At 69.8% G+C, this 19,008-nt stretch carries 14 protein-coding genes; 9 read left to right on the top strand and 5 right to left on the bottom strand.

All coding sequences use genetic code 11. The features are described 5' to 3' along the window. Nucleotides 1-504: 504 nt before the first annotated feature. The 3 genes from M2157_RS30635 (at nt 505) to M2157_RS30625 (ending at nt 2,274) form a co-directional block, all read left to right on the top strand. A complete protein-coding gene (locus M2157_RS30635; RefSeq protein WP_280866802.1) occupies nt 505-1,041 on the top strand; it encodes a hypothetical protein in 537 nt (178 codons plus the stop codon). A gap of 254 nt (nt 1,042-1,295) precedes the next feature. Further along, nucleotides 1,296-1,496 (top strand): MerR family transcriptional regulator, encoded by a 201-nt coding sequence (locus M2157_RS30630; RefSeq protein ID WP_280857743.1) that lies wholly within the window; start codon nt 1,296-1,298, stop codon nt 1,494-1,496. 211 nt (nt 1,497-1,707) lie between these two features. After that, nucleotides 1,708-2,274 carry a GNAT family protein gene (locus M2157_RS30625; RefSeq protein WP_280857744.1) on the top strand — a complete coding sequence of 189 codons (567 nt, stop codon included), beginning with the start codon at nt 1,708-1,710 and terminating at the stop codon, nt 2,272-2,274. On the opposite strand, the gene M2157_RS30620 is transcribed toward M2157_RS30625, so the two are convergent. Continuing rightward, nucleotides 2,255-3,298, bottom strand: coding sequence for a zinc-dependent alcohol dehydrogenase family protein (locus tag M2157_RS30620; RefSeq protein WP_280866801.1), 1,044 nt, complete (start codon nt 3,296-3,298; stop codon nt 2,255-2,257). The genes M2157_RS30625 and M2157_RS30620 overlap by 20 nt on opposite strands. Then, nucleotides 3,249-5,552 (bottom strand): MMPL family transporter, encoded by a 2,304-nt coding sequence (locus M2157_RS30615; protein ID WP_280866800.1) that lies wholly within the window; start codon nt 5,550-5,552, stop codon nt 3,249-3,251. The genes M2157_RS30620 and M2157_RS30615 overlap by 50 nt, the downstream gene beginning before the upstream one ends. 122 nt (nt 5,553-5,674) lie before the next feature. Here M2157_RS30615 and M2157_RS30610 point away from each other — a divergent pair, with 122 nt between their 5' ends. The 3 genes from M2157_RS30610 to M2157_RS30600 all read left to right on the top strand — a co-directional run bounded on the left by M2157_RS30610 (nt 5,675) and on the right by M2157_RS30600 (nt 9,043). After that, nucleotides 5,675-6,331, top strand: coding sequence for a TetR/AcrR family transcriptional regulator (locus M2157_RS30610; RefSeq protein WP_280857747.1), 657 nt, complete (start codon nt 5,675-5,677; stop codon nt 6,329-6,331). Nucleotides 6,332-6,475: 144 nt separating this feature from the next. Then, a complete protein-coding gene (locus M2157_RS30605) occupies nt 6,476-6,715 on the top strand; it encodes a heavy-metal-associated domain-containing protein (RefSeq protein WP_280857748.1) in 240 nt (79 codons plus the stop codon). Between the two features lie 69 nt (nt 6,716-6,784). Continuing rightward, on the top strand, nt 6,785-9,043 hold the full coding sequence (locus M2157_RS30600; protein WP_280866798.1) for a heavy metal translocating P-type ATPase: 2,259 nt from the start codon (nt 6,785-6,787) through the stop codon (nt 9,041-9,043). 611 nt (nt 9,044-9,654) lie between these two features. On the opposite strand, the gene M2157_RS30595 is transcribed toward M2157_RS30600, so the two are convergent. The 3 genes from M2157_RS30595 to M2157_RS30585 form a co-directional block, all read right to left on the bottom strand. Further along, nucleotides 9,655-10,944 (bottom strand): citrate synthase, encoded by a 1,290-nt coding sequence (locus M2157_RS30595; RefSeq protein ID WP_266527917.1) that lies wholly within the window; start codon nt 10,942-10,944, stop codon nt 9,655-9,657. Nucleotides 10,945-11,175: 231 nt separating this feature from the next. Next, on the bottom strand, nt 11,176-13,431 hold the full coding sequence (locus M2157_RS30590; protein ID WP_280866797.1) for an ATP-dependent RecD-like DNA helicase: 2,256 nt from the start codon (nt 13,429-13,431) through the stop codon (nt 11,176-11,178). Nucleotides 13,432-13,896: 465 nt separating this feature from the next. Further along, a complete protein-coding gene (locus M2157_RS30585; protein WP_280857751.1) occupies nt 13,897-14,262 on the bottom strand; it encodes a hypothetical protein in 366 nt (121 codons plus the stop codon). Nucleotides 14,263-14,459: 197 nt separating this feature from the next. Between M2157_RS30585 and M2157_RS30580 the strand changes: the two genes are divergently transcribed. From M2157_RS30580 to M2157_RS30570, 3 genes are read left to right on the top strand one after another with little or no spacing between them, the layout of a single operon-like run. Then, nucleotides 14,460-15,500 (top strand): LacI family DNA-binding transcriptional regulator, encoded by a 1,041-nt coding sequence (locus M2157_RS30580; RefSeq protein ID WP_280866796.1) that lies wholly within the window; start codon nt 14,460-14,462, stop codon nt 15,498-15,500. After that, a complete protein-coding gene (locus tag M2157_RS30575; protein WP_280866795.1) occupies nt 15,497-17,017 on the top strand; it encodes a sugar ABC transporter ATP-binding protein in 1,521 nt (506 codons plus the stop codon). Before M2157_RS30580 ends, M2157_RS30575 begins: the two co-directional genes overlap by 4 nt. Further along, nucleotides 17,007-18,956, top strand: a complete 1,950-nt coding sequence (locus M2157_RS30570) for a substrate-binding domain-containing protein (RefSeq protein WP_280866794.1) — start codon at nt 17,007-17,009, stop codon at nt 18,954-18,956. The genes M2157_RS30575 and M2157_RS30570 overlap by 11 nt, the downstream gene beginning before the upstream one ends. Nucleotides 18,957-19,008 lie beyond the last annotated feature (52 nt).

The raw sequence follows: 19,008 nt of genomic DNA, 5'->3' as shown, positions 1-19,008 counted from the left end.
ACTCGGTGCGCTGATGGATCGGGGCACGGGGTACGCCGGGCACTCCGGCACTTCCGGTGACTCGGTGCGCCCGGTACCTCCGGCGCGACCGGGACGGCCGGTCGCATCCCGTGCGCTGATGAGTCGGGGCACGGGGGGGCCCGGGCACTCCGGCACTTCCGGTGACTTGGTGCCCCCGTACCTCCGGCGCGACCGGGACGGCCCGTCGCATCCCGTGCGCTGATGGATCGGGTGCGGCTGGTGGATCCGGTGCGGCCGATGGATCGGGTGCGGCTGGTGGACCCGGTGCCGCTGGTGGATCCGGTGCGGCTAGTGCATCCGATCCTTCCTGGCGAAGTGCGGATTTCTCCAAGACCGACGGGACCACCCGACTGCACGCTGTGCGCGTCCAGCCGGTTGATCCGGGGGGACGGCCGGGGGGAGCCGGTGGGCCGGGCCCTGCGCAGAGGGCCCGGCCCGCTCAGGCGAAGTGCGTTGTCAGTGGCGGCGGTTAGCGTTCGGGGCATGGCTGACACGTACACCACCCTGTGGACCAACGACCTCTGCAGGGCACTCGGCGCCGGAGGCTTCGAGGGCGAGCCGCTGACCGTGCTCTTCGGAGGCCCGCACACCTCGATGCCGAGCTTCGCGCGGGCCGGGGTCCGGCCCGGCGACCGGATCCTGCCGATACGGGTCTTCCAGAAGCAGATGTGGGTGCTCGGGACCATGGAGGTCGAGCGGCTGGTCGACTACGACCGTGTGGGCGAGGAGTTGAGCGTCGAGCGGCAGGCCCACCTCAACCGCTGGGGGATGCTGGAGGGGAGTTGCGCGAGCGAGGTCCTCCTGGGCGGGCCCGGTGTCCCGCTCGGCTTCGGCAGACCCGTACCGCCGGACCTGCTCGCGCGTCTCACCTACCGTTCGAGACGGGGCGAGCGCCAGATCAAGCATGTCGTGGACGGCGAACTGCGCAGCGCCGTCAGCCTCCAGGGCGTCTACCGGCTCGCGCCCGACTCCGCACGCGAGTTGGAGGAATTCCTCGGCAGCACGGCCGCAAGGGCCTGAGACGGCCCCTTTGTCAACGCGCCGCGCCCTCGCGCCCGCGTGCGCCTTTGCGTCACCTCTGTCACAAACTCCTCCTCCGTGTCACACATGTCTCGCGTACGCGGGCGCCTCGTCACATCAGGCACACAGCCCCTGCCCGACAGTCACCGCTGGTCGTTCACCGGACACAGGCTTTGTGATCGCCAGCGCAGCGCCCGGTACCCCCGACGGCCTTTCCCGGCCGCCGCCGCGGTGCGCGCGGGGAGGTGCACCACATGACCGACCGAAGGCTCTGGTCGTACAAGGAGATCGCGGCGCACATCCGTGTGCAGCCGGACACCGTGCGGTCGTACCGCAAGCACGGGCTGCTGCCGCCACCCGATCACGTCGAGGGCGGCAAGCCCTTCTGGTACGCGGACACCGTGCGCGCATGGGTCGAGTCCCGGCCGGGCAACCGGGGGCGGAGAGAGGACTGAGGGTCGGCTCGCCCGGTGACACGACCGCGGGCACCGGGCCGGACCTGGCCGAGTCCCGCCCTCGTGGGCTGCAGGCGGGCGTCGATCTCACCTCCGGCACCGACGGGCCCAGTGACAAGCTCGAGGAGACCTGCGAGAAGCCGCGCCGCATCGCCGCCCACGCACCGAAAATCCCGGGCCATGAGGAGCCGGCGTCTGGCACAGTCGGCCCATGAGCGACTTCTCCGTCAAACCCGTGCTGACCGGCGACAGGACCGTGCTGCGGCCGTTCACGGAGGTGGATGCCGAGGTCATGGCGGAGATCATCGAGGACCCCGAGGTCGTCCGCTTCACCGGTGCTCCCTCCGGCGAATTCACCCTGGAGCGGCTGCGGTCCTGGTACGGCACCCGGTCCGAGCAGCCCGACCGTCTCGACCTCGCCGTCACCGACCGCGCCACCGGCGAACTCGTCGGCGAGGTCGTCCTGTACGAGACGGACAGCCAGGCCCGCAGCTGCACCTTCCGTACCCTCATCGGCCCCCGGGGACGCGGCCGGGGCCTCGGCACCGAGGCCACCCGCCTCATCGTCGGCTACGGATTCGAGCAACTCGGCCTGCACCGGATCGAGTTGGAGGCCTACGGCTACAACGCCCGTGCCCTGCGGGTCTACGAGAAGGCCGGATTCGTGGTCGAAGGTGTGCGGCGGGAGGCCGATCTGCGGGACGGCGAGTGGGTGGACTGGGTGATCATGGGCATCCTCGACCGCGAGTGGGCCGCTCTCAGCTCCAGGGCTCGATGACCGTCACCCCCGCTCCGGGGGCGGTGCCCATCGCCGCCAGGGCGTCCGGGACCGCGTCCAGGGTGATCGTGGACGTGACCAGCAGATCCGGTCGCAGCACGCCCGCCCGGACCAGTTCCAGCATCGGCGGGTAGGTGTGGGCGGCCATGCCGTGACTGCCGAGGAGTTCGAGCTCGAGGGCGATCGCGCGGGCCATGGGGACCGGGGTCGTGCCGTCCGGCGAGGGCAGCAGGCCGACCTGGATGTGCCGGCCGCGGCGGCGCAGGGAGTTGACGGAGGCCGCGCAGGTGGCGGGTGAGCCGAGGGCGTCCAGGGACAGCTGGGCCCCGCCGCCGGTCAGGTCACGGATCGCCGCCGCGGAGTCCTTCGTGCCGGTCGCGTCCACGCACTCCGCCGCGCCGAACTTCCTGGCCAGGGCCAGGGCCTGGGGAGACACGTCCACCGCCACCACCCGGGCTCCCGAAGCCGCCGCGATCATCACCGCGGACAGGCCCACGCCGCCGCAGCCGTGAACCGCGACCCACTCCCCCGCGGTGACCCCGCCCTGCTGCACGACCGCCCTGAACGCCGTGGCGAAACGGCAGCCCAGGGACGCGGCCGTGGTGAAGGACATGTCCTGCGGCACGGCCACGAGGTTCACATCCGCGTGGTCCAGCGCCACGTACTGGGCGAAGGAGCCCCAGTGGGTGAAGCCGGGCTGTGTCTGGTGCTCGCAGATCTGGTGGTCGCCGTTGGCGCAGGACGCGCAGGTGCCGCAGGCGCAGACGAAGGGGACGGTCACCCGGTCGCCCGGGTGCCAGGCGCTCACGCGAGAGCCGACCGCTTCCACGACGCCGGCGAGTTCATGGCCCGGTACGTGAGGGAGGGTGATGTCCGGGTCGTGCCCCTGCCAGCCGTGCCAGTCGCTTCTGCAGAGGCCTGTGGCTTCCACTCGGACGACTACGCCGTGGTCCGACGGGTGGGGGTCGGGGACGTCACGTACCTCCGGACGTTCGCCGTATCGTTCGAAGATCACCGCTCGCATCTGCCATCCCCTCGCCGTTTTCCTGTGCCGGTACATCGTGGCCGGTCGCGCCCCGCGGCGGAGCCGCGTGTCGATCCTCCGCGCCACTGGGGCGTTCGGCTTCCCCTTCGCTCAGCCCGAACCGTTCATGGAAGCGCCTCAAAGGAGCCGGTGCCCACCAGGTTGCGCGGCCCGTCAGCCTCATCACCGCCGGTACCAGCAGACTGCGGACGATCATCGCGTCCATCAGCACCGCCAGCGCGATGCCCAGGCCCAGCATCTTCGTGTTGGTCACCCTCGACGTGCCTATCGCCACCATCACCACGGCGAGGATGACCGCGGCCGCCGTGATCAGGCCTCCCGTGCGCTGCAGGCCGTGGCGGACCGCCTCCTCGTGGTCGCCCGTCCTGTCGTACTCCTCCGTGATGCGGGAAAGGAGGAAGACGCCGTAGTCCATGGAGAGGCCGAAGGCGACGCAGAACATCAGGACCGGGAGCGTTGTCTCTATGGAGCCCGGGCTGGTGAAGCCGAGGAGGCCGGAGAGATGTCCGTCCTGGAAGACCCAGACCACCGCACCGAACATCGCCGTCAGGCTGAGGGCGTTGAGAAGGACGGCCTGGATCGGGATCAGGACGCTGCCCGTCAACAGGAACACCAGCAGCAGGGTGACGATCGTGATGAAGATTGCTGCCCATGGCAGGCGGTCGCCTATCGCGTGCTTGGAGTCGACCAGGACGGCCGCCGTGCCGGTGACCTTGGTGTCGAAGGGGGCCTTCGTGGAGCGCAGTTCACCGACCAGGCGCTGTGCCCGGTCGTCCACGGCCTCGCCCTTGGGCTGGACCGTGAAGTACGCCGAGTCTCCCTTCACCAGCGGGCCGTCGACGCGCAGGACCTCGGGGAGGGCGGCGATCCGCTCCTTGTAGGAGACGTACTGCGCCGGGGTCGCCCGGCCCTCGGCGAGGACTTCCAGGCCGCCGCCGGGGCTGCCGGGGAAGCCGTCCCTGAGGTGCTGCTGCACCACATGGGACTCGGCGGACGCGGGCAGTTGGCGGTCGTCGGCGGTGCCGAACTTCACCCCCAGGAAGGGCAGTCCGAGCAGGACCAGGACGGCGGTGGTGCCCAGGGCGAAGAAGGGGGCGCGGCGCATGACGAGGGTCGCCGTGCGCGCCCAGGCGGTGCCGCTGTCCTGTGCTTCGGTCTTCTTCGGTGCTCCGCGCCGGAACAGCCGGCGCAGGTCCAGGGAGTTGACGCGGTGGCCCAGCAGGATCAGGGCGGCCGGGAGGAGGATCAGGGCGGCTGCCGCGGCCAGCAGGACGACGGCCATCCCGGCGTAGGCGAAGGACCGTAGGAAGTACTGCGGGAAGAGCAGCATCGCCGCCAGGGACACCGCGACCGTGAGGGCGGAGAAGAGGACGGTGCGGCCCGCTGTGCGCAGGGTGGTCCCGATGGCCGGCAACGGGTCGGCACCGGTGGCCAGTTCCTCGCGGAAGCGGCGGACGATGAACAGCGCGTAGTCGATGGCCAGGCCCAGTCCGAGGGCCGTGGTGAGGTTCATCGCGAAGACGGAGACGTCGGTGAACTCGGTCAGGCCGCGCAGCACGGCGTTCGTCCCGAGGATCGCGACGATGCCGATGCCGAGCGGGAGCAGGGCGGCGATCGCGCTGCCGAAGACCATCACCAGCAGCAGGAGCGTGATCGGCAGGGCGATCATCTCGGCCCGGGTGAGGTCCTCCTGGATGATCGTCTGCATCTCGTGCCGCACCGCGACGATGCCGCCGATCTCGACCTTCACCGGGCCGTGCGTCCCCCGGAGGGAAGGGGCGACGCGGTCGAGCGTCTTCCCCATCTGTTTCTCGTCGCCGGTGATGCGGGCCGCGATCAGCGCCTCATGGCCGTCCTCGGCGCGCAGGGCCGGTGATGAGGCGGACCAGTAGGAACCGACCCCGGTGATGTCCTTCTCGGCGGCCAGGCGGGCGGTGAGGCGCTTGGCCTCCGCGGCCACCGCCGGGTCGTCCACCGAGGCGTCGCCCGCGTCGACGAGCAGCAGGAGGTTGGGCTGGGAATCCGGGAACTCGCGCTCCAATGCCTTGGTGGCGTACGTCGACTCCGCGTCCGGATCCTCCCAGCCGCCCGCGCCCAGACGGTCGGCGACACCGCTGCCGGCCAGCACGGCGAGGAGCGTGAGCACCAGGGCCGCGAGCAGCGACAACCTGGGACGGGCGGTGACGAGGCGGGTCCATCGGCCGACCCGAGGTGGGCTGTTGACTTCGGTCATGGTGCGGTGTCCCCTTCACCGTGGAAACCGTAGAATGAAAAACACGAGAGATCGCTCGCGTTTCCAGAATGCGAGCGACCGCTCGTGTTTGTCAACCGTCTGCGGAGAGCTGGGGATAACGCGTGCCCGACAACGACGAGAAGGAACAGCCGCGCCGCCGCCAGGCGCGCGGCGAACGCCGGATCGCCCAGCTCCTGGACGCGGCGGCCACCGTCTTCACGACCACGGGCTACACCGCGGCCAGCACCAACGCCATCGCCCGCGAGGCCGGCGTCTCGCCCGGCACGCTCTACCAGTTCTTCCCGAACAAGGAAGCGATCGCGATCGAGCTGGGCGGCCGGCTCGTGCACGAGATGCAGACGGCGTACGGCGAGGCGCTCGCCCCGGTCGACCCGGCGACCCCGCTGGAGGAGGCGGTCGGCGCCGCCGTGGACCGGTTCATCGCCTTCAACTGCCAACACCCGGTGTTCTTCGCGCTGATGCACGGCCCCGACATCCCCGGCCGGCTCACCGAGGAGCACGACGCGCTGCATGTGACCCTCGTGAGCCGGGTCGAAGGGCTGCTCTCCTCGATCCTCCCCGAGGCGCCCGTCGCCGACATCAAGCGCACCGCGCAGATGGTGCTCGGCATCTACATGGCGGGCCTGGAGCTGGTCCTCGCCCACCAGGGCGCCGAGCGCGACGCGTACATCCGGGAGGTGAAGACCGCGCTGACCCGCTACCTCGACCCGCTGGTCGGCGACCGGCTCGGCAGGCCCGGCCCCACGACGACTCCGTAGCCCGCTTGACCGAGCACCGGCACCAGCATCTCTGCGCGGGGTACTCGCTCCCCTCGGGACCTCTCTTGGAGAAATACCCCCTAGGGGTATAGAGTTGTGCACCATAGACAGTGCACACCTCTCATGAGTCATCAGGAGAACGACATGACCACTCAGACCGACACCGCTGACTCCGTCACCGCCGTCTACAAGGTGAGCGGGATGAGCTGCGGACACTGCGAGGGCGCCGTCTCCGGGGAGATCTCCGACATCGACGGGGTCAGCTCGGTGAAGGCGGTCGCCTCCAGCGGGGAGGTGACGGTCGTCTCCTCCGCGCCGCTGGACGAGGAGGCGGTACGCGCCGCTGTGGACGAGGCCGGATTCGAGCTTGTCGGGCGGGCCTGAGGACGTCGTGACAGGGGGTGCGGAGCCGCACACCGATGCGGCCCCGCGCCCCTGAGGGAGTTGCCGTACATGCCCAGCACCACCGAACCCGCGCCCATAGCGCCGACCTCCGAGGTCGAGCTGCTCATCGGCGGGATGACCTGTGCCTCGTGCGCCGCCCGGGTCGAGAAGAAGCTCAACCGGATGGACGGCGTCACCGCCACGGTCAACTACGCGACGGAGAAGGCCCGGGTCAGCTACCCCGCGGGGGTCGAAGTCGCCGATCTCGTCGCGACCGTGGTGAAGACCGGGTACACGGCCGAGGAGCCCGCACCACCCGCGGAAGAGCCGTCTCAGGACGACCCCGAGCTCACCGCCCTCCGGCAGCGGCTCCTCGTCTCGGTAGCGCTCGCCGTGCCTGTCGTCGCGCTCTCCATGGTCCCGGCCCTCCAGTTCGACAACTGGCAGTGGCTCGCGCTGACCCTCGCCTCGCCCGTGGTCGTCTGGGGTGCGTGGCCCTTCCACCGGGCCGCCTGGACGAACATCAGGCACGCCGCGGCCACCATGGACACCCTCGTCTCGGTCGGGACCCTTGCCGCGTTCGGCTGGTCGCTGTGGGCCCTGTTCTTCGGTGACGCCGGCATGCCGGGCATGCGGGAGCGGTTCGAGTTCACCGCCGGCGGCATGGACGGCGCCTCGACGATCTATCTCGAGGTGGCCGCCGGAGTCACCGCCTTCATCCTGCTCGGCCGGTATCTGGAGGCGCGTGCCAAGCGCCGATCCGGGGCGGCTCTCAGGGCTCTGATGGAGCTCGGGGCCAAGGACGTCTCCGTCCTGCGGGACGGGCGGGAGGTGCGGATTCCGGCGGAGCGGCTGGGCGTCGGGGACCGGTTCGTCGTACGCCCCGGCGAGAAGATCGCGACCGACGGCACCGTCGTCGAAGGCATCTCCGCCGTGGACGCCTCCATGCTGACCGGTGAGTCGGTACCGGTGGACGTCGGCGTCGGGGACGTCGTCACCGGCGCGACCGTCAACGCCGGCGGGCGGATCGTCGTAGCGGCCACGCGCATCGGGGCGGACACACAGCTCGCGCGGATGGCGAAGCTGGTGGAGGAGGCGCAGAACGGCAAGGCGGAGGTGCAGCGGCTGGCCGACCGGGTGTCCGCGGTCTTCGTGCCGGCCGTCATCCTCATCGCGGTGGGCACCTTCGGCGGGTGGCTCGGCGCCACCGGGGACACCGTCGCCGCGTTCACGGCCGCCGTCGCCGTGCTGATCATCGCCTGCCCGTGCGCGCTGGGCCTGGCCACACCGACCGCGCTCATGGTCGGCACCGGGCGCGGCGCCCAGCTCGGCATCCTCATCAAGGGCCCCGAGGTCCTGGAGTCCACACGGCGCGTGGACACCGTCGTCCTGGACAAGACCGGCACGGTGACCACCGGCCGGATGACCCTCCAGGAGGTCTACGTGGTCCAGGACGCCGACGAGAAGCAGGTGCTGCGGCTCGCGGGCGCCCTGGAGCACGCCTCCGAGCACCCGGTCGCCCGGGCGATCGCCGTGGGCGCCGAGATGGGGGTCCCCCCGCTCGAGCGAAGCCGAGAGTGGGGGAGGGTCGGACCGCTGCCCGAGGCCGAAGGGTTCGAGAACGTCCCCGGGAAGGGCGTACGCGGGCGCGTGGAGGGCCACGAGGTGGTCGTGGGGCGGCTGATCGACGTGCTGCCCGCCGAACTGGCCCGTGCGAAGGAAGGGGCCGAGCGGGACGGTCGTACGGCTGTCGTCGTGGGATGGGACGGTGTGGCGCAGGGTGTCCTGGCCGTCGCGGACGCGGTCAAGGAGACCAGCGCGGAGGCGGTGCGGTCACTGCGGGCGCTGGGGCTCACGCCGGTGCTGCTGACCGGGGACAACCGGGTGGTGGCCGAGGCGGTGGCCAGGGCGGTCGGAATCGACGAGGTGATCGCCGAGGTGCTGCCCGAGGACAAGGTCGATGCCGTACGGCGGCTTCAGGGCGAGGGCCGGGTCGTCGCGATGGTCGGTGACGGGGTCAACGACGCGGCCGCGCTCGCCGCCGCCGACCTGGGGCTCGCCATGGGGACCGGGACCGACGCGGCGATCGAGGCGGGGGATCTGACGCTGGTGCGCGGGGATCTGCGGGTGGCCGCGGACGCGATCCGGCTCTCGCGGCGCACGCTCTCCACGATCAAGGGCAATCTGGTGTGGGCCTTCGGCTACAACGTGGCGGCGCTGCCGCTGGCCGCCGCCGGGCTGCTGAACCCGATGATCGCCGGGGCGGCGATGGCGTTCTCCTCGGTGTTCGTGGTGACCAACAGCCTGCGGTTGCGTGCCTTCCGTTGAGGATTCCTTTGACGGACCCCTCTGGAGTCCGGGGCCAGGCTCACATAAGCTCTTCACAAGACTCGCGCATCGTCCTTACGCTTGGGTCTCGTTCGCCGTATCCGGGCTCTTGCGCATCTAACGGACATTTGCAAGAGACGCAGATCACAGTGATGTGAACGTAACCATCGAAGGGGTTCAAAGGTCTAAGTTGGCGATGTCAGGCAGCGTCTTGGGGGGCGTTGACTGGCATCTGAGGATGTCTTGGGGGACTTCCTCGGAGCTGCGTTGCCGGGGCACGCACTAAGGGAAGCTTTGAGCGGCCCTCCCGACCGTGCGTTGTCCCGGCAGACCGCACACACGAGTAGTACGAGGAGTTTTGCTCGTTCTGCTCAACAGCAGTACCAGCAGTACCGGAAAGACAGCGATTCAGGCGCTGGTCTCTCAGACGCCCGGCCGGATCCCGTGGGGGGAATCCGCACCGGGACATGGGAAGGCGCCCTGGACGCCGGCCCGTGGGGGGACCGGCGCCAGGGCGCCTTCCGCTTTTCATCGGCTACGACGGCGTGGGCGCCGCGGACGACGAAGGGGCGCCGCCGAAGCGACGCCCCTCAAAAGCTCACCGGCAGGTGTCAGCGCTCTTCCACCGGGATGAAGTCGCGCTCGACCACGCCCGTGTAGATCTGGCGCGGGCGGCCGATGCGGGAGCCGGGCTCCTTGATCATCTCGTGCCACTGGGCGATCCAGCCCGGAAGGCGGCCGAGGGCGAACAGGACCGTGAACATCTCGGTCGGGAAGCCCATGGCGCGGTAGATCAGGCCGGTGTAGAAGTCGACGTTCGGGTAGAGGCTGCGCGAGACGAAGTAGTCGTCGGAGAGCGCGTGCTCCTCCAGCTTGAGCGCGATGTCCAGCAGCTCGTCGGACTTGCCGAGGGCCGAGAGGACGTCGTGCGCGGCGGCCTTGATGATCTTCGCGCGCGGGTCGAAGTTCTTGTAGACCCGGTGGCCGAAGCCCATCAGCCGGACGCCGTCCTCCTTGTTCTTCACCTTGCGGATGAAGGAGTCGACATCGCCGCCGCTGGCCTGGATGCCCTCGAGCATCTCCAGGACGGACTGGTTGGCACCGCCGTGCAGCGGGCCCCACAGGGCGTTGATGCCGGCGGAGATCGACGCGAACATGTTCGCCTGGGACGAGCCGACGAGGCGGACCGTGGAGGTCGAGCAGTTCTGCTCGTGGTCGGCGTGCAGGATGAGCAGCTTGTCGAGGGCGGAGACCACGACCGGGTCGGGCTCGTACTCCTGCGCCGGGACCGAGAAGGTCATGCGCAGGAAGTTCTCGACGTAACCGAGGTCGTTGCGCGGGTAGACGAACGGGTGACCGATCGACTTCTTGTACGCGTACGCCGCGATCGTCGGAAGCTTGGCAAGGAGCCGGATCGTCGAGAGGTTGCGCTGCTTCTCGTCGAAGGGGTTGTGGCTGTCCTGGTAGAACGTGGACAGCGCGGAGACGACCGACGACAGCATGGCCATCGGGTGGGCGTCGCGCGGGAAGCCACGGTAGAAGTTCTTGACGTCCTCGTGCAGCAGGGTGTGCTGCGTGATGTCGTTCTTGAACACCGAGAGCTCGTCGACGGACGGAAGCTCACCATTGATCAGGAGGTAGGCGACCTCCAGGAACGTGGAGCGCTCGGCCAGCTGCTCGATCGGATAGCCGCGGTACCGGAGGATCCCGGCCTCGCCGTCGAGGTAGGTGATGGCGGATTTATAGGCGGCGGTGTTGCCGTAGCCGCTGTCCAGGGTGACCAGACCGGTCTGGGCGCGGAGCTTTCCGATGTCGAAGCCCTTGTCGCCGACGGTGCTGTCGATCACCGGGTAGGTGTACTCGCCATCGCCGTACCGCACTACTACAGAGTTGTCGCTCACGTCATCCCTCACCGACGTTGTGCCTCTTCTTCGAGGTTGCCCTGACTGTCTCTACCATCCCCCATTTGGCGCAGGAGAGTGCACTCGGGGTCGGCCGTTGGGCGTATCGGCGGCACTGAGTGCCGCCAACTTGTTCATCCTGCCCGTCCCCACCCGCTTCCGGAAGGGCTCTGTGACCCACGTGACTCATTTGATCGATCATTTTTTGTGAAGCCTCGCCATTGACGCTCTTCACAGGCCCGAGAGCCGGAAGTCGAGCGCCGTGCAGCGCCGCCCCGCCGAGACCGTGCGCACCGCCTGACCGATCGCCTTGCGCGAACCGACGAGGACGACCAGCTTCTTCGCCCGCGTGACCGCCGTGTACAGCAAATTCCGCTGAAGCATCATCCAGGCGCTGGTGGTGACCGGGATCACCACGGCGGGATACTCGCTGCCCTGTGAACGGTGGATGGTCACCGCGTACGCGTGGGCCAGTTCGTCCAGTTCGTCGAACTCGTACGGCACCTCCTCGTCCTCGTCCGTCAGCACGGTGAGGCGCTGGTCGACCGGGTCGAGCGAGGTGACCACGCCCACGGTGCCGTTGAAGACACCGTTGGTGCCCTTCTCGTAATTGTTGCGAATCTGGGTGACCTTGTCGCCGACCCGGAAGACCCGGCCGCCGAACCGCTTCTCCGCGAGGTCGGGACGGGCCGGGGTGATGGCCTGCTGAAGCAGACCGTTGAGAGTGCCTGCGCCCGCGGGACCTCGGTGCATGGGCGCGAGCACCTGGACGTCCCGGCGCGGGTCGAGGCCGAATTTGGCCGGAATCCGACGGGCTGCCACATCCACCGTGAGCCGGCCGACCTCCTCTGTGTCGTCCTCGACGAAGAGGAAGAAGTCCTTCATGCCGTCGGTGACGGGGTGCTGCCCGGCGTTGATGCGGTGGGCGTTGGTCACGACACCGGACTGCTGGGCCTGCCGGAACACGCGCGTGAGGCGCACGGCGGGGACCGGGCCGCCGTCGGCGAGCAGATCCCGCAGGACCTCCCCCGCGCCGACGCTGGGCAGTTGGTCGACGTCCCCGACGAACAGCAGGTGCGCGCCCGGAGGAACGGCCTTCACCAGCTTGTTGGCGAGCAGCAGGTCCAGCATGGAGGCCTCGTCGACCACCACCAGGTCGGCGTCGAGCGGGCGGTCCTTGTCGTAGGCCGCGTCGCCGCCGGGCTTCAGCTCCAGCAGGCGGTGGACGGTGGAGGCGTCGGCACCGGTGAGTTCGGCGAGGCGCTTGGCGGCCCGGCCGGTCGGGGCGGCGAGGACGACCTTGGCCTTCTTGGCGCGGGCCAGCTCCACGATCGAGCGGACGGTGAAGGACTTGCCGCAGCCCGGGCCGCCGGTGAGGACGGCGACCTTCTTGGTCAGCGCGAGCCTCACGGCCGCCTCCTGCTCGGGCGCGAGCTCCACTCCGGTACGGGACTTCAGCCAGCCCAGCGCCTTGTCCCAGGCCACGTCGTGGAAGGCCGGCATACGGTCCTGGTCGGTACGCAGGAGCCGCAACAGCTGGGCGGAGAGGGAGAGTTCGGCGCGGTGGAAGGGGACGAGGTAGATGGCGGTGACGGGCTCGGATCCCGGCTCCGAGCCGGGCACCTTCTCCCGTACGACACCCGGGTCGCCGGAGTCCTCGTCGGGCAGGGCGAGTTCGGCGAGGCACTCGATGACCAGGCCGGTGTCGACCTGGAGGAGTTTCACCGCGTCGGCGATCAGCTGTTCCTCGGGGAGGTAGCAGTGCCCCTGGTCGGCGGACTGCGAAAGGGCGTACTGCAGGCCAGCCTTGACGCGCTCCGGGCTGTCGTGGGGGATGCCGACGGACTGGGCGATCTTGTCGGCGGTGAGGAAGCCGATTCCCCAGACGTCGGAGGCGAGCCGGTAGGGCTGGTTCTTCACGACCGAGATCGAGGCGTCGCCGTACTTCTTGTAGATGCGCACGGCGACGGAGGTGGACACCTCGACGCTCTGGAGGAAGAGCATGACCTCCTTGATCGCCTTCTGCTCCTCCCAGGCGTCGGCGATCTTCTTGGTGCGCTTGGGGCCGAGCCCGGGGACCTCGATGAGCCGCTTCGGCTCCTCCTCGATGACCTGCAGGGTGTCCATGCCGAAGTGCTGGGTGATGCGGTCGGCGAAGACGGGGCCGATGCCCTTGACCAGCCCGGAGCCCAGATAGCGGCGGATGCCCTGGACGGTGGCCGGCAGGACGGTCGTGTAGTTCTCAACGGTGAACTGCTTGCCGTACTGCGGATGGGAGCCCCAGCGGCCCTCCATCCGCAGGGACTCCCCCACCTGGGCACCGAGCAGCGCGCCGACGACGGTGAGGAGGTCGCCGCCGCCCCTGCCGGTGTCGACGCGGGCGACCGTGTAACCGTTGTCCTCGTTCGCGTACGTGATGCGTTCGAGCACGCCTTCGAGTACGGCCAGTCGTCGTTCACCCGTGGAGGCCCCCGCCTGATTGGACATGATCCGACGGTACCGCCCGGCACCGACAGCGCCCCGGTCACCCGGATCAGGCGGACCGCTTCACGCAGGTCCCCGCGCAGCACCCTGGACTCCGGAGGAACGCCGTACGGTTCGCCGCGGAGGCGGAGGTCCGGGGACTGTCCCGCGAGTCAGTTCGGTGCGTACACCACACGGCGACCCCGGCGGCTCCGCCGCGGTCGACACGGAGCGGCGGCGCATGACGACAGCGCCGCTGGAAGCACCCCTCTCAGGGGACGGCACCCAGGCCCCACCAGACCGACATGACCGACCGGCAGGTCCAAAGCGACGACGGCGAGGGTGCCGTCGGCGATCCCGCTCCCGGCAGGGCGTCCGCCGTCGGGGACGCTCAGGAGACTCGGCGAGCGCTCGGATCCGGTACCGCTCCCACCGCTCGGCCCAGGCATCCCGCCCACCCGGCGACGGCGTCACGCCGCCCGGATCCGGCTATGTCGCCTGCGACGTCACGTGGTCGATCACCTTCCGGAAGTCCTCGGTCGGGGAGAACTCGACGAACTCGCAGTCCTCCAGGGCGACGGGGACATGGCCGGGTCCCCAGTAGTACGCCTGTCCCGCTGAGTACTCCTCCTCACCCGTGGGCGTGAGCATCTTCAGCCGGCCCTTCAACAGGTATCCCCAGTGCGGGCACTGGCAGGCGTCGCCGTCGAGGCCCTTGAGGGCGGGGCCCATGTCCGTGCCCTCCGGCAGCCGGAGATAGCCGACCGACATGCCGCCACCGATGGGCCCGGTGCGCACCTCCACCCCGTCGCCCGCGAGGACGACGGGCACGTCGTCGTGAGTGGCTCCTGTCATGGTTCCTCCGCTCCGGCCCGCCATGGCCTTGGGGAAACGACTCGTACTCCTTCCAGCCTGGTGCGCCCCCGCACGACCCGCGACATCACGATCCTGTCTCGGGGTCTTGTCAAACCCTCGTGTAATCGATTCCAATCCTCCGTGGACGGAGTCGTGTAATCGATTCCACGAACGATCCACAAGGAGGTGGAGCGGCGATGGCGAGCATCAAGGATGTCGCTGCCGAGGCGGGGGTCTCCGTCGCCACGGTGTCGCGGGTCCTGAACGACCATCCGTCGGTCAGCGCGGACGCACGCACGCGCGTGCTGGCCGCCGTGGAAACGCTGGGCTACCGCCCGAACGCCGTCGCCCGCTCCCTGCGCACCGACCAGACCCACACCCTCGGCCTGGTCATCAGCGACGTCATGAACCCCTACTTCACCGAGCTGGCCCGCTCCGTCGAGGAGGAGGCCCGCGCGCTGGGGTACAGCGTGATCATCGGCAACGCCGACGAGCGGCCCGACCTCCAGGATCATCACGTACGGAACCTGCTCGACCGGCGGATCGACGGACTCCTGGTCTCCCCCACCGACGGCGGCTCCCCCTTGATGCTGGAAGCCGTGCGCGCGGGGACGCCGATGGTCTTCGTGGACCGGTGGATGCCGGGCGTGGCCGTGCCGGTCGTCAGGTCCGACGGGCGGGCCGCCGTACGCGATCTCGTCGCCCATCTGCACGGGCTGGGGCACCGCAGGCTCGCCATCATCGCGGGCCCGGCGGCGACCACCACCGGCCAGGAGCGCGTCGCGGCCTTCCGGGAGGCCCTCCAGGCGTACGGCCTCGATCTGCCCGACGCCTACATAGGGCAGGGCGACTTCCAGGCCGAGAGCGGGCGGCGGGTCACCGAGGGCTTCCTCGATCTGCCCGAGCCGCCCGAGGTCGTCTTCGCGGCGGACAACCTGATGGCGCTCGGCGCGCTGGACGCCGTACGCGCGCGTGGGCTGCGCGTACCGCAGGACATCGCCCTGGCCGCGTTCGACGACATCCCGTGGTTCGTGCACACCGATCCGCCGATCACCGCGATCGCCCAGCCCACGGGCGAGCTGGGGCGGGCCGCGGTGCGCGCGCTCGTCGACCGCATCGAGGGGCGGCCCCCCGAGTCGGTCACCCTCCCCGCCCGTCTCGTCGTCCGCCGCTCCTGCGGCGAACCCACCCCGAAGAACGTCGCAGTGAACCCAGGAACGAACAGGAGCGAGTCGTGAGCAACGAGGACGAGTTGCTGCGCATCGAGGGCATACGCAAGTCCTTCCCCGGCGTGGTCGCGCTCGACGGCGTCGACTTCGACCTGCGCCGGGGCGAGGTGCACGTACTGCTCGGCGAGAACGGCGCCGGCAAGAGCACGCTGATCAAGATGCTGTCGGGCGCCTACCACCCCGACGAGGGCCGCGTGCTGGTGGACGGCCGGGAGGTGCACATCCGCGGGGCGCAGGACGCCGAGCGGCTGGGTATCGCCACCATCTACCAGGAGTTCAACCTCGTCCCCGATCTGACGGTCGCCGAGAACATCTTCCTGGGCCGGCAGCCACGCCGCCTCGGGATGATCGACCGCAAGACCATGGAGGCCGACGCCGAGGTGCTGCTCAAGCGCGTCGGGGTCAACGTGTCGCCACGCGCGCGTGTGCGTGAACTCGGCATCGCCCGGCTCCAGATGGTCGAGATCGCCAAGGCGCTGAGCCTGAACGCGCGCGTGCTGATCATGGACGAGCCGACGGCCGTGCTCACCTCCGAGGAGGTCGACAAGCTCTTCGCGATCGTGCGCAAGCTGCGCGAGGACGGGGTCGGGATCGTCTTCATCACCCACCACCTGGAGGAGATCGCCGCCCTGGGCGACCGGGTCACGGTCATCCGGGACGGGAAGTCGGTCGGGCAGGTGCCTGCCTCCACGTCCGAGGACGAACTCGTACGCCTGATGGTGGGGCGGTCGATCGAGCAGCAGTACCCGCGCGAGCGCGGTGACACCGGAGCGGCCCTGCTGAAGGTCGAGGGGCTCACCCGCGACGGCGTCTTCCACGACATCGGCTTCGAAGTGCACGCCGGAGAGGTCGTCGGCATCGCCGGGCTGGTCGGAGCGGGCCGTACCGAGGTGGTGCGGGCCGTGTTCGGCGCGGACCCGTACGACAGGGGGGCCGTGCAGGTCTCCGGGGCGCCCCTCAAGGGACATGACGTGGGCGCCGCCATGGCGGCCGGGATCGGTCTGATCCCCGAGGACCGCAAGGGCCAGGGTCTGGTGCTCGACCAGTCGGTCGAGGAGAACCTGGGGCTGGTGACCATGCGGGCCGCCACGCGCGTGGGGCTCGTCGACCTCAAGGGGCAGCGGGAGGCCGCCACGCGGATCGCCGAGCAGCTCGGGGTGCGCATGGCGGGCCTGCACCAGCACGTCCGGACGCTGTCCGGCGGCAACCAGCAGAAGGTCGTCATCGGCAAGTGGCTGCTCGCCGACACCAAGGTGCTGATCCTCGACGAGCCCACGCGCGGGATCGACGTCGGCGCCAAGGTCGAGATCTACCAGCTCATCAACGAACTCACCGCGGCCGGTGCCGCCGTCCTCATGATCTCCAGCGATCTGCCCGAGGTGCTCGGCATGAGCGACCGGGTGCTGGTGATGGCCCAGGGCCGGATCGCCGGCGAACTGGCCGCCGACGAGGCCACGCAGGACTCCGTGATGGCACTCGCCGTCAGCAACCCCACGACCGACAAGGAGGCCGCTCGTGGCCACTGACACGCTCAAGAGCACATCGAGCGCTGATAGCGCCACCGGCGGCCTGCGCCGGCTGCTCCTCGACAACGGCGCGCTGACCGCGCTGATCGTCCTCGTCGTCGCCATGTCGGCGCTGTCGGGCGACTTCCTCACCACCGACAACCTGCTCAACGTCGGCGTCCAGGCGGCCGTGACCGCCATCCTCGCCTTCGGCGTGACCTTCGTGATCGTCTCGGCGGGCATCGACCTGTCGGTGGGCTCGGTGGCGGCCCTGTCGGCCACCGTCCTCGCGTGGAGCGCGACGTCACACGGGGTGCCGGTGTTCATAGCGGTCCTGCTGGCCGTCGTGACCGGCATCGCCGCCGGTCTCGTCAACGGCTTCCTGATCGCGTACGGCAAACTCCCCCCGTTCATCGCGACCTTGGCGATGCTCTCGGTGGCCCGCGGTCTGTCGTTGGTGATCTCCGAGGGCTCCCCGATCGCCTTCCCCGACTCGGTCTCGCACCTCGGGGACACGCTGGGCGGCTGGCTGCCGGTGCCCGTGCTCGTCATGGTCGTCATGGGGCTCCTCGCGGCCTTCGTGCTCGGACGGACGTACATCGGCCGCTCGATGTACGCGATCGGCGGCAACGAGGAGGCGGCCCGGCTCTCCGGCCTCCGGGTGAAGAAGCAGAAGCTCGCCATCTACGCGATGTCCGGTGTGTTCGCCGCCGTCGCGGGTGTCGTGCTCGCCGCCCGGCTGTCCTCCGCGCAGCCGCAGGCCGCCGACGGCTACGAGCTGGACGCGATCGCCGCGGTCGTCATCGGCGGTGCCTCGCTGGCCGGTGGCACCGGCAAGGCGTCCGGGACGCTGATCGGCGCGCTGATCCTGGCGGTGCTGCGCAACGGCCTCAACCTGCTGAACGTGTCCGCGTTCTGGCAGCAGGTCGTCATCGGTGTCGTCATCGCGCTGGCCGTGCTGCTCGACACCCTGCGCCGCAAGGCCGGGGCGACGCCGGTGACCGGTGCCTCGCAGGGCGGCAAGGGGCGCCAGGCGGCGACGTACGGTCTGGCGGCCGTGGTCACGGTGGCGATCGTCGGCGCGACCTCCTTCCTGCACAACGGCTCGTCCTCGACGGCGAACCCGAAGGTGGGTCTGTCGCTGTCGACCCTCAACAACCCCTTCTTCGTGCAGATCCGGTCGGGCGCCCAGGCCGAGGCGGAGAAGCTGGGCGTGGACCTGACCGTCACGGACGCCCAGAACGACGCCTCCCAGCAGGCCAACCAGCTCCAGAACTTCACCAGTTCGAGCCTCGGCGCGATCATCGTCAACCCGGTGGACTCGGACGCGGCGAGCAACTCGGTGAAGGCCGCCGACAAGGCGAAGATCCCGGTCATCGCGGTGGACCGGGGCGTCAACAAGGCCTCCGTGGACGCGCTGGTCGCCTCCGACAACGTCGCCGGCGGAGAGCTCGCTGCCAAGACCATCGGCGAGAAGCTCGGCGGCAAGGGCAAGATCGTGATCCTGCAGGGCCAGGCGGGCACCTCGGCCGCCCGTGAGCGCGCCGAGGGGTTCGCCCAGGGTCTCAAGGCGTACCCGGGCATCCAGGTCGTCGCGCAGCAACCCGCCGACTTCGACCGCACCAAGGGGCTCGACGTGATGTCGAACCTGCTCCAGGCCCACCCGGACGTCCAGGGTGTCATCGCCGCCAACGACGAGATGGCACTCGGCGCGATCAAGGCGCTGGGCTCCAAGGCCGGCACGTCGGTCTCGGTGGTCGGCTTCGACGGCACACCGGACGGACTGAACGCGGTGAAGGACGGCACGCTGTACGCATCGGTGGCACAGCAGCCTTCCCAGCTGGGCAAGATCGCGGTGGACAACGCGCTGAAGGCCCTCGAGGGCAAGAAGGTCGAAGAGACGATCAAGGTGCCGGTGAAGGTGGTCACGAAGCAGAACGTGGCCGGTTTCACGGGCTGACAACGGCGCACGGGCGGGCAGTCGCTTCGACTGCCCGCCCGCGTCACTGACT

Source organism: Streptomyces sp. SAI-127 (genome assembly GCF_029894425.1).
Classification (GTDB): domain Bacteria; phylum Actinomycetota; class Actinomycetes; order Streptomycetales; family Streptomycetaceae; genus Streptomyces.
The sequence above is the reverse complement of the archived record's forward strand: the minus strand, read 5'-3'. Positions and strand labels throughout refer to the sequence as shown.

What these genes read in the sequence shown, in the direction of transcription:
- M2157_RS30635 (WP_280866802.1), top strand. Translation starts at nt 505, where the DNA reads ATGGCTGACACGTACACCACCCTGTGGACCAACGACCTCTGCAGGGCA.
- M2157_RS30630 (WP_280857743.1), top strand. Translation starts at nt 1,296, where the DNA reads ATGACCGACCGAAGGCTCTGGTCGTACAAGGAGATCGCGGCGCACATC.
- M2157_RS30625 (WP_280857744.1), top strand. Translation starts at nt 1,708, where the DNA reads ATGAGCGACTTCTCCGTCAAACCCGTGCTGACCGGCGACAGGACCGTG.
- M2157_RS30620 (WP_280866801.1), bottom strand. Translation starts at nt 3,298, where the DNA reads ATGCGAGCGGTGATCTTCGAACGATACGGCGAACGTCCGGAGGTACGT.
- M2157_RS30615 (WP_280866800.1), bottom strand. Translation starts at nt 5,552, where the DNA reads ATGACCGAAGTCAACAGCCCACCTCGGGTCGGCCGATGGACCCGCCTC.
- M2157_RS30605 (WP_280857748.1), top strand. Translation starts at nt 6,476, where the DNA reads ATGACCACTCAGACCGACACCGCTGACTCCGTCACCGCCGTCTACAAG.
- M2157_RS30600 (WP_280866798.1), top strand. Translation starts at nt 6,785, where the DNA reads ATGCCCAGCACCACCGAACCCGCGCCCATAGCGCCGACCTCCGAGGTC.
- M2157_RS30590 (WP_280866797.1), bottom strand. Translation starts at nt 13,431, where the DNA reads ATGTCCAATCAGGCGGGGGCCTCCACGGGTGAACGACGACTGGCCGTA.
- M2157_RS30585 (WP_280857751.1), bottom strand. Translation starts at nt 14,262, where the DNA reads ATGACAGGAGCCACTCACGACGACGTGCCCGTCGTCCTCGCGGGCGAC.
- M2157_RS30580 (WP_280866796.1), top strand. Translation starts at nt 14,460, where the DNA reads ATGGCGAGCATCAAGGATGTCGCTGCCGAGGCGGGGGTCTCCGTCGCC.